This window comes from Ignavibacteriales bacterium (assembly GCA_016700155.1).
GTDB lineage: Bacteria > Bacteroidota > Ignavibacteria > Ignavibacteriales > Ignavibacteriaceae.
Genome location: CP065001.1, coordinates 1,219,941 through 1,234,000, shown reverse-complemented (window position 1 = coordinate 1,234,000; position 14,060 = coordinate 1,219,941). Strand labels below are relative to the sequence as shown.

At 35.6% G+C, this 14,060-nt stretch carries 11 protein-coding genes and 1 pseudogene; 2 read left to right on the top strand and 10 right to left on the bottom strand.

The window, feature by feature from the left end; genetic code table 11:
* Positions 1–14: 14 nt before the first annotated feature.
* The 9 genes and pseudogenes from IPM56_05070 to IPM56_05030 form a co-directional block, all read right to left on the bottom strand.
* Entirely contained in the window at positions 15–608 is a 594-nt protein-coding gene (locus IPM56_05070) for a hypothetical protein (protein QQS37329.1), read from the bottom strand.
* 114 nt (positions 609–722) lie between these two features.
* Positions 723–1,570 (bottom strand): annotated as a pseudogene (htpX, locus tag IPM56_05065) (zinc metalloprotease HtpX).
* A gap of 153 nt (positions 1,571–1,723) precedes the next feature.
* Positions 1,724–3,688 carry a T9SS type A sorting domain-containing protein gene (locus IPM56_05060; protein QQS37328.1) on the bottom strand — a complete coding sequence of 655 codons (1,965 nt, stop codon included), beginning with the start codon at positions 3,686–3,688 and terminating at the stop codon, positions 1,724–1,726.
* A gap of 107 nt (positions 3,689–3,795) precedes the next feature.
* Complete coding sequence (locus IPM56_05055; GenBank protein QQS37327.1) at positions 3,796–4,542, bottom strand: hypothetical protein; 747 nt, start codon at positions 4,540–4,542, stop codon at positions 3,796–3,798.
* Positions 4,518–5,573, bottom strand: a complete 1,056-nt coding sequence (locus tag IPM56_05050) for a hypothetical protein (protein QQS37326.1) — start codon at positions 5,571–5,573, stop codon at positions 4,518–4,520. Before IPM56_05050 ends, IPM56_05055 begins: the two co-directional genes overlap by 25 nt.
* Before the next feature lie 130 nt (positions 5,574–5,703).
* Positions 5,704–7,638 carry a T9SS type A sorting domain-containing protein gene (locus tag IPM56_05045; GenBank protein ID QQS37325.1) on the bottom strand — a complete coding sequence of 645 codons (1,935 nt, stop codon included), beginning with the start codon at positions 7,636–7,638 and terminating at the stop codon, positions 5,704–5,706.
* Positions 7,639–7,724: 86 nt separating this feature from the next.
* Positions 7,725–10,880, bottom strand: coding sequence for an exodeoxyribonuclease V subunit gamma (locus IPM56_05040; protein ID QQS37324.1), 3,156 nt, complete (start codon positions 10,878–10,880; stop codon positions 7,725–7,727).
* The gene (locus tag IPM56_05035; GenBank protein ID QQS37323.1) at positions 10,877–11,386 is read right to left on the bottom strand and encodes a class IV adenylate cyclase; all 510 of its coding nucleotides are present in this window, start codon (positions 11,384–11,386) and stop codon (positions 10,877–10,879) included. Before IPM56_05035 ends, IPM56_05040 begins: the two co-directional genes overlap by 4 nt.
* Before the next feature lie 19 nt (positions 11,387–11,405).
* On the bottom strand, positions 11,406–12,008 hold the full coding sequence (locus tag IPM56_05030; protein QQS37322.1) for a methyltransferase domain-containing protein: 603 nt from the start codon (positions 12,006–12,008) through the stop codon (positions 11,406–11,408).
* Between the two features lie 73 nt (positions 12,009–12,081).
* Here IPM56_05030 and IPM56_05025 point away from each other — a divergent pair, with 73 nt between their 5' ends.
* Together IPM56_05025 and IPM56_05020 are read left to right on the top strand one after the other, a co-directional pair.
* A complete protein-coding gene (locus tag IPM56_05025) occupies positions 12,082–12,726 on the top strand; it encodes a hypothetical protein (GenBank protein QQS37321.1) in 645 nt (214 codons plus the stop codon).
* Positions 12,723–13,451, top strand: a complete 729-nt coding sequence (locus IPM56_05020) for a DUF2461 family protein (GenBank protein ID QQS37320.1) — start codon at positions 12,723–12,725, stop codon at positions 13,449–13,451. The genes IPM56_05025 and IPM56_05020 overlap by 4 nt, the downstream gene beginning before the upstream one ends.
* Here the strand turns inward: IPM56_05020 and IPM56_05015 are convergent.
* The gene (locus IPM56_05015) at positions 13,448–13,996 is read right to left on the bottom strand and encodes a thioredoxin family protein (protein QQS37319.1); all 549 of its coding nucleotides are present in this window, start codon (positions 13,994–13,996) and stop codon (positions 13,448–13,450) included. The two genes, IPM56_05020 and IPM56_05015, sit on opposite strands and share 4 nt — an antisense overlap.
* Positions 13,997–14,060 lie beyond the last annotated feature (64 nt).

The following is a 14,060-nucleotide window of genomic DNA, read 5'->3' as shown; positions in this document are numbered from 1 at the left end:
AAAGGTATTTATTGCTACTTACTCCTTATAGTGAAGAAAAGAATCACGGCTAATGCAGTGGCACCGACTGCAACGACAGGCTCAAACAAACTTGAGAAAAAAGGCTCCGAAGGTCTTTCAGCAGTTGTAAACGGATATGAAAAATTCTCAGCACTTTGTAATTCAGAAGTTGGAATTGTATCACTGGCAGTAAAATTAAATCTATCGCTAAGATTCTGATCTGATTTTAGGAAGTAACTTCCATTAATTGTAAAAACCCGCTCAGTATAAAAACTTCCGAAGAAACCGTCTTTAAATGTTTCAGTGTATTCCACTTTTGCTTCATCTAAAGTCACATTTAGTAATGATGATTCTTCCTGCAAGACAAATTTCAATTTATTAATCTTTGAATTAAGTGATGACCGGAAATAATTTTTTAGCACCTCATATCCATAACCGAAGGTTAAAGATATTGAAACGGAATCTTTATTCTCTTTCAACTCTACGGCAATATGAGTAGATGCTGAATCCAGTAAAACGTAAAGCGACTCGAGATTGGTTTTTGTCTGCCCGGAAATATTTCCTGCAAATAAAAGAAAACTGATAAATAATACTCCTGCTGTTATCATGATTTTTCTATTTAGAGGAGTATGAAAATGATTCAAAATTTTTCTTTAACCATTCGTTTTTATTAATGTAGAATGGATGATCCTGTGTTGGACAGGACCATCCAAATAATTTATTTATGCTCTTCCCATTGACATCTGCTGAAGCCGCTGAATTCTTTCTTCAACAGGCGGATGAGTTGAAAACAATTTCATAATTCCTCCGCCGGTAAGCGGATTTATTATAAACATATGTGCTGAAGCCGGACCAACATTTTCAAGCGGTTTCATTTCGTTGCCGCGTGATATCTTCATCAATGCCGAAGCAAGTCCGTTTGGATTTCCGCTTATTTCGGCTCCGCCTTTGTCAGCAAGAAATTCACGTGAACGTGATATTCCCATCTGTAATAATGTTGCAGCGATTGGAGCAATTATCAGCAGCAGCAGTGAAGATATTCCTCCACCGTCCCTGTCATCATCGCTTCTGCCGAACATCATTGCCCAGCCAGCCATTTGAGCTACGTATGTAATAGTACCGACAATTGTAGCCGCAATGGTACCGATAGTATATCACGGTGTTTAACGTGTGCCAGTTCGTGAGCCATAACACCCGCGAGTTCTTCATTATTTAATCCTCTAAGTATTCCTGTTGTCGCGGCAACGGCGGCGTTTTGCGGATTTCTTCCTGTGGCAAAAGCGTTCGGAGTAGGATCTTCAATAATGTAAACTCTTGGCATTGGAAGATTAGCTCTTGTTGCAAGCTGCTGAACCATATCATAAAATTTTGGTGAAGTTTCTCTTGTCACTTCTTTAGCTCTGTACATTTTAAGAATAATTTTATCTGAGAACCAGTACGAACCAAAATTCATTATAAGTGAAAAGACAAATGCTATTGTCATTCCGGTTTTTCCTCCTAGCAGATAGCCAACAAGGAGAAATAATCCCATCATTACTGTCATTAATATTACTGTTTTAAACGTGTTCATTTTCCTCTCTGATTTTTTTAATTCGGACAAAATTAAATAACGGGTTTTTGTTAAGCAAGGTACAATGGATTGGGATATCCACGTAGTTTGATGACAAATATTCCAACAGGTTTCTTTTATGATCCAGCAAAACTAATTGTTACGCTGTTTTGATCATTTAAGCAGTAACATTTTTTTTGAGTGTGAATGTTCACCTGTAGTCAACCTATAAAAATAAATTCCCGAAGCCAGTTCATCCGATGCAATAAATTCAACAGTATAATCACCAGATTGTTTTGTCTCTTCAACTAATGCAGATATTTCGTTCCCAAGCAGGTCGTAAACTTTTAATGTAACAAATGCACCTGAATTTTTTCTGTCAATACTATAGTTAATTATTGTCGTTGGATTAAAAGGATTAGGATAATTCTGTTCAAGACGGTATTTGACGTCCGCGGGTTCACCTTCAACATTCGTGGTAATGGTGAGATTTTTCAATATCCAGTTATCCGGATCAAAAGTAACTGCAATTGGTTCTTCTGTTAACCCGATAATAAACTGCTGATACTGCTGATCATTAAGAATTGTAATTGTAGTATCTCCTGATGCTCTTTCAATTTTTATTTTGATGGGCATCGTAAAAAACATTGGAGAAGTATTTAATTCCTGCTCGACTGCCAATCTTAATTCATATCCGCTGCCTGTTTGTTCTGAATACCAGTTGAATAAATATTTTGGATAATTTTCTCCGTAAATCCATTCCTGGAAAAAGTACTCAAGTGATGATCCGTATTCACTCTCAGCAACTGCCTGAAAATCTTCTGTTACTGCGGTACCATAATTTAAATTGGGGCTTGATGTATAACTTCTTAATAAGCTGAAGAAGATTGAATCACCCACAATACCTCTTAGCATATGAAGAATATATGCGCCTTTCGAATAACTCCGGTAACCATCAAAAATGTAATAAGGATCTGTAATATCCTGAACATATACCGACCCTTGCGCAAATTTTGCAGCGGGAATAATTCCATTCATATAATCATGGTATGATTGATTTCCATATTTCACTTCATAAAAAAGCCCGGTTGCGTAAGTAGCAAAACCTTCGTTAAGCCATATATGATGCCAGTCCCTGCAGGTGATCTGATCACCGAACCATTGGTGCGCTAATTCGTGTGAGACTAATCCTTCATTAAAAGTACCCATAGAAGATACTGTCTGGTGTTCCATTCCACCGCCGCCTAAAAATTGAGCGTGACCGTATTTTTCATTTATGAATGGGTACAATCCAAAACGATCAGAAAATACTTCAAGCATATGTGTGGTCTTGTCGAGTTCAGATTGAAAACCGGAAAAGGCATCGGGAAAGATGTAATGAATTACCGGCATGGAATCAGTCGGTGAGTAATTGAAATAATTATAATAGATATGATAGTCAGCCACCGCAAAAGAAATTAAATAATGAGCGATAGGATAACTGCTCTTCCAATGATATGTTTTTGTCTGATCTGGATTTGTTTGTATAACAGCAAGAATTCCGTTTGATACAGCATATAAATTTTCATCACACGTTATCAGAACTTCGGAGGAGTCAGCTTTGTCAGCAGGAGTATCTTTGCAGGGCCACCAGTCATTCGCTCCGTAAGGCTCGCTGAGTGTATACATAACTGGTGTTCCATTATGTATCTCATAGATTATACTTCCGAACCCTGTTGCAACCGGAAGTCCCTGGTAAAAAACATCGACTTCAAATTCTTCACCGGATAAATAATTTCTTTCAAGTGTGATATTGATTTTATTATCGCTATGAGTGAACGAGACATTCACTCCCGATGATTTCACAGAATCAACATTAAGCGCTGTTTTAAGATCAAGGAAAAAATCTGTCAGAGTATTCAGGGCTTTGGCTTTTACCGTTACTTTGCCGATAAGATAGTTCGGGGAATAAGTTAATTTCAGATCAAGATTATAAAATGTCACATCAATATTTGTATCGCCGGGATAATTAATTTTCCCAGCCTTAAAAGAACCGGAATACTTTTCCATTTCAGATTTGATTATTGATTCATCAAACTGTTGTGAATAAGTTATCGCCGATAGAAGTAAAACCGTTAGAAAAGAAATTAATATCTTCATCTCACCCTCGTTTTAATATCTTCACTTAGAACTTTATAAATGTTGTCCAGTAAGTCAATATCAATAAAAATAAAAAAGGCGATTCAGAAAAATCGCCCTAACTTTTGCTACTTAATTAATATCATCTTCTTCATATCAGAATAAACAGGAATTTGCCCCACACCAATTACTTCTATCCTGTACAAATAAATTCCTGATGCCAGGTCGTTGATTCCGGACAATCCGCCTGAGGCGGAAGAGTGACGCTGCGAATTAAACTCAACTTCATAAAATCCTGCAGTTTGTTCTTTGTTAACAAGCACAGAAACCAACTCTCCTTTAATATCATATACCATCAGCTTTACATATGTCCTCTCTTTTATCTCATAGCTGATTAGCGTTGATGGATTAAATGGATTTGGATAATTCTGATATAGTTTATAATCACTGATTATTAACTCCGATTCAACAGAGGTTATATTAACAAATAACTCAAGGCTCAATTCTGATTCATTGCCCTGGTTATCAACGGCTGTCAGTTTGTAATAATACTTATGGTTACCCGGTGGTGATTGATGTTTGTAAAAAGTATCCAGCTGAGTAGTAATTAACTTCGTTGAATCTACTGTAAAATTAATTACGGTATCTCTGAATAATTTATAATTCCCAATATCTGCTTCGATATTTTTCTTCCATCTGACTGTAATCGAAGAATCAATTAGTGCTGATAATCCTGTCGGTGGTCTGGGAGCTAAATCCTGATAATTGTAAGTTTCACCTAATGGACCACCATACATACCAATATCACTTCGTGTTCCATCTTTATCTAAAATATTCGGGTCGCCTTTGTTTATTGCAGGTGAATACTTCTGCAAATGTAAATCGTATGTTCCGCCAATTCTTGGTATTGTGCTTTAACAAACATTGGATCAGTGAATATATTATTATTACCAAGGCTTGCTGTGCCTCCTGTCAATTCACCTACATTCCAGAATAAATTATAGTCAGGAGCTACTGCACCGTTTGATGCCTGTATTCCTTTCAAGACATCCTTAGCGATGTTATTTCTTATCACCGTTCTATGTGCTGTTGAGGTTGAATAACCTATCTCAGAATTGAGTGAGATATTATTTTCAAAATAGACTGTATCGGCTACTATTTGCCCTGCTCTTATGTTTACACCTTCATAACCAGAGACAAGATTGTTTTTAATTACTCCCCCGCTGATGTATTGTAGATCAACACCTCTTAAGCAGTAACCTGATTCGAATACAATGTTATTTATAAAGGTCGGTTTTCCACCGAATGCAAATAGAACAGGTGTCTCAGAAACATTTTCTCCATATATTATATTATTCATGTACACCGAATGGCAAGTATCTGCAGGGCATTCATCTCTAATTGCACGGTTATAGGCCCGAATAATAAAATTTGAAATATGAACAGATGAAAAGTTGATTGATAATGCAGCAGTTAAATTTTTTGTTCTACAAAATTCCGCTTTAATATTTGAATTCCTTGTATTAATCCCAATTCTACCAGGCAGAGAATTTAAAAGATAAAAATATTTCATCGAAGAGTTGTTATTATAAAAGTAAATGATATTTGGTTCAGTATTATTTGTTGCGTCAATAATAGTGCTATCCATACTACTTCCAATAAGATGTATTGTTCTATTTATATAAAGAGATTCGTAGTATACACCCTTAGCGACGATAATTGTATCATCAATCCAACTCACATCAATTGCTTTCTGTATGCTATCCGCCGCGGTCTCCCAGCTTGTATATGGCGGTGTGCTGCTGCCGGTTTTGCTTACATAGCGTGTAGTAGCGTGAGTAATGTATAATGTACAATTTACAATGTACAGTGAGAGGAAAAGAAGAAGAAATATTTTTGGTTTCATAAAGTTACCCGTCGGTTTATAACCACTGGTTGTAACTTAATCTTTTATAAATTGATTTGCGAGAGGAGAATAAAAAAGGCGATTCAAATTGAACCGCCTTCATTCTTAACTCATAATTTTTAATTCTAAACTACTTAACAAGAATCATCTTATTTGTCTGCATAAAGTTATTTGAAATAAGAGTGTAGAAATAGACTCCCGATGTAAGATTAGATGCGTCAAAGTTAACATCATAGGAACCTGCATCTTTTACTTCATCAAGCAAACTTGCAACTTCAACACCGAGTGCGTCATAAACTTTTAATGAAACATGACCTTTAGTCGGTAATTGATAACTAATAACCGTTGCAGGGTTGAATGGATTAGGATAATTCTGGTACAATGTGTATTCAGCCGGAGTTTCGATTTGAGCATTCACCACAGCGCTGTAATCATAACTTCCATCCTGGTCAATCATCTTTAACCTGTAGTTGTAATTACCGGGATTAAGTTTAGTATCAGTGTACGAATAATATTTTGTCTCAGTGGTTGTACCATGTGAAGGTACGAATGCTATTTCTTCCCAGGTCGTATTTGAAAAATCAAGGGTGATCAAAGCTCTTTCAATTTCAAAACCATGACTGTTCTGCTCGGAAGCTGTACTCCAGTTAAGTGTGACGTTTGATTCATTTACATTTGCTGTAAAGGTACTTAACTCAACAGGCAGCGGGTTATCCGTAGGATCACTAAGCGCCCACATACTAAATGATGTAACTCCGCTTAATGTAACAGTGTTAGCGGTGGGATTTCCCGTCCCGCCCATATAAACCCAATTACCGCCGGTATATTTGAATAGTTTGAGATTAGCATCACCATTTACAAAACCAACTACTTCAGGATCATTATAGTTAACAGTCAACGTTGCATTGTAACCTGTTCCGTTAGGAGTAACATTAAAATAACGTCGTACTGCTTTACTGCCTACAGGCATATTAGGCGGAAGCAGATTAGGGAATACTTCAACAGTGACTGAATCTGTGGTGCCAAGACTGGAAAAATTCAATGTAGCAAAAGTTTGTCCCTGAAGATTTGTAAAATTGTAATCAACTCCTGTAGAACTGACAGCAATTTTTTCTTTCAGTGATACCCAAAGCTGTGTTCTTGAAGTTTGATATGAAGCTTTCATTCTTGAAGTTTGATCAACAGTATAAATATTCATACAACCATCATCAGAGTAATCCATATAATTTTCAATCATTCTTTCCATACCTGAACATTGAACCGGGTTTGGGCAAGATGGGTAGCTGGAAAAATACTGATTGCTGCACGGCGGTGTATCATTACATAAATCAGTGCCTGAACAATTAGTAACATCACCCCATGTATGATAAAGATTCAGCCAATGACCAACTTCGTGTGTTGCTGTTCTTCCGAGATTATATGGGACAGCAGGTGAATTATAACCAAATGCACTCCAGAGAATTACTACTCCATCTGTAGCTGGTGCACCGCCTGGGAACTGTGCGTAACCAAGAATACCACCGCTAAGATTCGCAACCCACAAATTCAAAAAGTTTGCGGAGTTCCAGTAGGATAATGCTTTTAACTGTGCATTCTGGGTTTGATAATTCCAGCTTGTCACTGCTGTCTGAACACGGTTAATTCCTGAATGAGGATTTCCGTTTGGATCTCTGTCAGCTAAACGGAATTCAATTTTAGTATCGGCACCGACGGGATTATTATTCCAGCCGGGTGTTCCAAGTATACGTCTGAAATCTTCATTGAACACTCTTATCTGTGATTGTATCATTGCATCAGAAATATTTTGCGAAGCTGTATTCCAAATTACATGTACGACTACAGGAATCGTAACAACAGTCTCTGCAGATAACATATCAGGATTTTGACTAATGAACTGCTGAATTCTATCTTCGTTAGTGGTGAGTAAATCACCAAGACGAGGATTTTCAGCCTGAAGTTGTTCCATATATTCATGCGTGACACATCTTACCTTATCACGCTGAGCCATCAACAAACCGGTCAGTAGAATAAAAGAAAAGGTCAGGAGAAGTAGATTCTTGATCATATAAATACCTTTCTTAAATGGTATGATAAAACGGAAGTTATTTGAAGTGGTTAAAAAATATCTTTTTTATTTATAAGGTTCAATAGTCATTGATAATTATCTTGTTCCTTAACTCTGCAGACAGTGTTGAAAGTACAATAGGCACATATTTTATTTTCTCTGTCGGGTAAAGAAGAAAGATTAAAAATCCCTTTCGCAATATTATCTACATACAGTCTGATGAAGCCGGAGCTTTTTGAAATAAGTTCACTATTCACTTCATCAATCTCTTGAGTGGTTAATTTTTTCTCCTTAGCCGATGGCAAGACCTGGTTAAAACCGAATTCATCATCTTTATATTTCAATGAAAAAATATCCGCGCCAAAAGCGAATACATCCTGTTCTTCACTCTCTAAAAATTTTTTGGCAGCGAGCATATAAACAGGAAGCTGTAAACTTAATCCGTTTTCAAGATCTGCACGTGAAGGTTTTTTGCCGCTCAATTTATAGTCAACGATTTTATAAGTACTGTTTTGATTGTCAATATCTATCCTGTCTATCTTACCACGTACTTTTACATCATTGATTGTGAGATCAGGTAAAGTCTTATCTTTCTTCTCAGCAGCAAATTTTCCGAATTGAAACTCAAAATATTTCGGCAGAAAATTATCTTCGTTAGCCCGTTCATATTCTATAAACTTGTGGAGAATTGAATTGTTACTGTCCCCATTAATTCCCATAATTTTTTCCTGCTCATAAAATGTTACAGGTGAACTGAAAGAGAATTGCTTTAACTGTCCGGCTGCGATTGAAAAAATTAATTCTTCAGCAAGTTTAAATGTTTTATCGTCACAGTTATGAAGTACTATTTTCTTTTTCTTTAAAGCTGAATAAAATTCATACAATATTGAATGAAGGAGGCTTCCCATTTCCAGCGGTTCGATTTCTTCACCGGGTTCCTCAAGACTTTTTATTCCAAGAAGTCTTTCAGCAAAATATTTAAATGGACAACCGGCGTATGTTTCAAGCTGTGATATTGAGTAAATCCTGTCCTTAAAATCATTCAGTTTTGCTTTTGCTTCACGATTGATATTCTCTCCTATTATTCCCGCATATTCAGATGTGCTATTTAATTCTTTCCGCTGGTTCTGAATATCAACAGCAAACCTGATTTTATTTAGATCGATACCTGCTTTACCCGCATTCTCAGCATAAATTTTATTGTCGATTGTTTCTTCATTAAGTACGGCTAACAGATCTTTCTTTGAATAAATTAGTTTGTTGAAATTATTCTGTAACAATTGTTGTGAACTGAATAGTGAATTAAATTCATTTACAAAAGAAGAAACAGTGAGTTCTTTTTTATCTTCAACTGAAGGATAAGAAAGATAAAGACGCTTCTCCCATGTACACAAAGCCTGGTAAAATAAATATCGCTGTTCAGTCTGGTGGTTCTGTTCACTTTTTACAAATGATCCGGAAAAAAATATTTCCGGATTGTATTTCGTTGGAAGGCTGCCATCAACTAATCCCGATATGAATAAGTACTTAAACTTTAATCCGCGGATTTCATTAAGAGTAGTTATCTGCACACCATAACCGGGTTTCTCTTTTATATTATACCGTGACGATGTGACCGCTGTCCGCATCTGATTTAAATAAAATCTTAAATTGAATTTTTTCTCATTGCCGAATTCAAGTTTCAAAAGGTCCATCACTTCGTTAACCAGATTTATAAAGGTGGTTATGGCTTTAACATTTTTTTCGGCAGAGTCTGAATCTTTTGACAGAAGTGAAAAATTCATTCCTGTTGAATAAACTAATTGAAGAATATTATCCTCAAATTCTTCAGGTGATAATTTTTTAGTGAATGGTTTTAGCAAATCATAAATCTGTTCAATATCATCATACGCTTTTTTAAGTGATTGTTTTTCTGAGGATACGTTTTCAAATTCATCACTGTATAGTCCCGCTGATTTCAATTCATCGCTAATAACACTCTTCCAGTTTTCATAGCCCGAAATTATTTTATACTTGACCGAAACATAAAGCAGGTTTGAAACATCTATCGATGTCTCTATCATACTGCTGCTTAGCGCACGGAGGATATTTTTATAATAAAAATCGTTTTCAATTATCTCCAGGTAGTTTATGATTGATATAACCGGGTAAGAAGTATCGAGAGCGAACCTGTCAGTAAGATTAAATGGTATTGAGTACTGAGGGAATATATCACGAATGAGCGCTGAATAAGGCTGGATCAGATTAAATACAACACACACATCAGCAGGTCTGATGTCCTTTTGGCTGAGAATATTTTTTATTTCCTTTGCAATATTTTCAATTTCTTTTTCGCGTGTTGAGGACTTTATCAGTGTGATATTCTCTTTAAAATTATCAACCTGAGTTTTGTTTAAGTTATTAAAAAGATTTTCCCGGATGTTTAATGTGAACTCACTAAAACTTCCGGTGAATTTTTCTTCAACCACTCTGAATTTTTTTTCAGTGAACTTTTTAAAACATTTATCAAGGTGTGAAAAAATTGAATGATTGTTCCGGTAATAATCCAGAGTGACAAAAGTCCGGAGCCCCCTTATCTGTGCTGTTCTGTGCAGGATTTCAATTTCAGGAGTTGTGAATTCATCAAAGCCATTTATCACTATCAGGTTAGCTGAAGCATATAAATTTCTGAAGCCCGTCTCAAATTCACTTTGCGACATTTGCAGAATTGATTCGTAAATATCTCCAATTTCTTTTACCCCGAGTTCTTCGCATCTTTTTTTGTAATCGCCAAAAACTTCTGCTATATCATAAGCTTTAAGTTTTTCTGAGCCGGATAAATTTTCCGCTTCAAGCTTTAAAAGCGAAGGTGTAATTGCCTGTCGTTTATATTCAGAAATTACATTCCCCACTCTCTCCAATGTACCGGATGGAATTTCTCCTTTGTATTCTGAAAAATATTTCAGACTAACTGATTGAAAACTTTTCCTGAGCAGTACAGCAGCAGCAGCTTCACTTAAAACTTTATTTCCGGTTACAGCATTTTGGTATAAAATTGATGAAGAATATGTTGAGAGCGTTTCTAAATTGATCCTGCCGGTTCCTTGCGCGGGTGACATATCAATAAATTTTCGTTTGAGATTTCTAACCCGTCGATTAGTCGGTACAATTAATATGAATGAATTGAATTCCGAATGCTTTATTCTTGAATCCAATTCAGCATCGAGATTTATCTCACTGATTTTTTCGGTGGTTAAAATCATTTTTTCAGGTATGATTTCATAAGGTGAAAATTTGATTTCCGTATCTGGTTGTTCAGATTGAGATCAAGTGCGCTTACAAGAAAATCAAACCGCTTTCTTGCATCCCGTTTTCCATTTATTACCAGAGTTTCAAGTTCAATAAACTTTCCGAGAAATTTTATATCATCAAGATGAATCCGTGTATTATCAAACATATAAAGCTTCCGGTTTTTATCAACTATCACTTCAACATCAAAAAGTTTTTCAAAAAATTTTTCTGTTCCTTTTGACATTAGATGAATAACCTGATAATCCGAAAACCTGTTTTTTGCCTTTTCATTTCTGTTGTAACGAATAAGACTTTCCTTTCCGTTCTCAATACGAAGTTTTAGTAATGCATCTTCATTCTTATAATAAATATCCCGTTGATTCAAAGTAGAAGTGTACTTAGCATTAATAAATTTCAATTTCCTGAGCAGTGATGAAAATGAATCTACTTTTATTTTAACTTCAAGATTAAGCGGCATTGAAAACTATTTTAAAGAATTATTTTTTGTATAACTGGAGCACTTCCCTGCCCATTCTTGGCTTTATGGAATTGGTCAGCTTTTCTGAATATTCAAGTTTTAGATATTCATTAAAAATTTTATACGTATCAATAAGTGTAATTCCAAAAGGGGGACCGCCATCCCTTTTTTCAACAGGGAAAAACAGCGCAATAAATTTTCCGCCTGGTTTAATCAGAGACGCGATTTTAATAGCATATTCTTTTCTTCTATCAGGATTGATCGCACAGTAAGTTACGTAGTCATATATATAATCAAATTGACCGGTAACAGTTTCATCAAGTTCAAAAATATCTTTTTCAATAAGTGTAATTTTAACAGCATTGGCTGCGGCTAAATCTCTTGTAAAGTCAATCGCAAAAGATGAAAAATCGACGGCGGTAACATCAAAACCAGCTTTGGCGACAGCGATTGCGTCATAACCTTTTCCGCATCCGGCTATTAAAATTTTACCCGGCTTAATAATTGATGAATCTTTAAGCAGTTCAATGAAAACTGGATTTGGAGAATTCAAATCCCAGTTTGATTCACTGTTCACATATTTTGAATTCCAGAAAGAGGCTTTGTCAACAAGGGCAGACATTATAGATTTGAAAAATTATGTTATTGATATTAAGATTAAGATGATTATTTTTTACATAAAAATTAGAACAACTATGAAAACACTAATATTCATTTCAATATTACTAATAACCTGCTTAAATGTAAATGCGCAGGGAATCGGTGAACTGGCACCTGAAAAAGCGCCGGAAGTTTTTCCTGATAACGCGTTCGGACTGGATATAATGTTCAGTGAAGGCGGATTTGGATTTGGTACTTTCTACAGAAGACAACTCTCACAAAAGTTTACTCTGTTTACAGACTTTTCGATCTCAGAAGCTAAAGATGAAAATGAATTTGAGTACATTGATTATTTCGGCAACGCTTATTCAATAGGCAAAAAGAACAGAATATTTTTACTGCCACTTAACTTTGGTATTCAGTATCGATTATTTGAGAGTGTAATTGCCGATAATCTTCGCCCGTATATAAACGCTGGCGTTGGACCAACCCTGGTAGTTACTACTCCTTATGAACTTGAGTTTTTTAATTCGTTCGGTAAAGCACATGCCCGTTATGCTATGGGCAGTTATTTCGGATTTGGCGCCAACTTCGGATTGGATAAATCAAGTCTGGTTGGAATCAATTTAAGGTACTACATAGTTCATTTCTTTGATGAAGGTGTCGAAAGTCTTGAAGGAAAATTCAAAAAGAATCTTGGTGGTGTTTACCTTACTATAAATATCGGTATGATGTATTGAGTGTGATTGAACCGGGATTTAACGGCTTTACTAATCTGACTTTTCGATTTTTCAGACTATTAGAAAAAAATAACAACTTAGAATGGTTCAATAAAAATCGTGAACTTTATCAAAACAATATTGTCCAGCCGGCAAAAGCTTTTGTAACAGCCATCGGACCTTTCTTTAATCAATTGAATCCCGCAATACGAACTGAACCAAAATTTAATGCAACCTTAATGCGCTTAAATAAGGATATGCGATTTGCAAAAGGAGCACCGTATAAAAATTATTTTTTGATTCACTTTGGCAGATTTAAGATGGACAGTGAGTTTTATGTTTATATCGATAAAACCGGTTTATCGTATGGTCTCTTCCTTAATAACAGCAGGGACGAAAATCTTTACTTTGATAAAAATGTTCCAAAGTTCAAAAACGATTTAAAACTAGTTTTTACAAAATATGGAATAGATGGGAAGTACAATCTTTTGACATTTGAAAAAGAGCCTACCATCCTCAAGAAAAATTTTAAATATGAACACGACTCTGACTTACTGAATAAAACAAAGTTTATACTTCTCGAAAAATTTATTCCTGATGGAAAAGCAATTCTTTTTAAGCCTGCATTTCTTACTGAAATGATAAAAGCATTTTCTAAACTGTACCCGCTTTATTGTTTCGCTATAACCCCTGACCCCTTGAGGCTATTAGAAGAATTTGAAGAGAACCTTGGAATCGCTACTTAAGCATTCGGCTTCCATTTTATTGTGCATCCGATGGTGAAAGTTTCAGGGACGGAAATCTCATTCCCGCTAAGTAATTCAGAAATGGCGTTCCTTAAGTATTGGTTCTTCACTTTCGTTTCATCCTGCCAGTTGTCGTCGATCTTTCCGTGAAAGACAAGTCTTCGTTCGTTATTAAATAAAAATATTTCAGGTGTATGCGTCGCACCGAATAACTTTGCTGTAGTTTGATCTTCATCACGCAAATATGGAAAGTTAATTTTTTTTTCTTTGGCGCGTAATTTCATATTATCGAATGAATCATCAGGGTACTGAGTATCATCATTTGAGTTAATTACAAAAAGTTTCAACCTCTGTTCAAAATCTGATTGAATTTTCATGATCCTGTTTTCATAAGCCTGTACGTAAGGGCAATGATTACAGCTAAAAATCACAAGTATTAATTCTTTTTCAGTTTCATCCTCAGTTGAATGTATCTTTCCGTCTGTACCTTTCAGTTCAAACGATGGAAGCGCATTTCCGATCTGCAAGGTGTTTTGATTTAACATATTCATACTCCTATCAAGTTCTAAAAATAAAATTAGACAATATTATGAGATAATGGAAATCGCT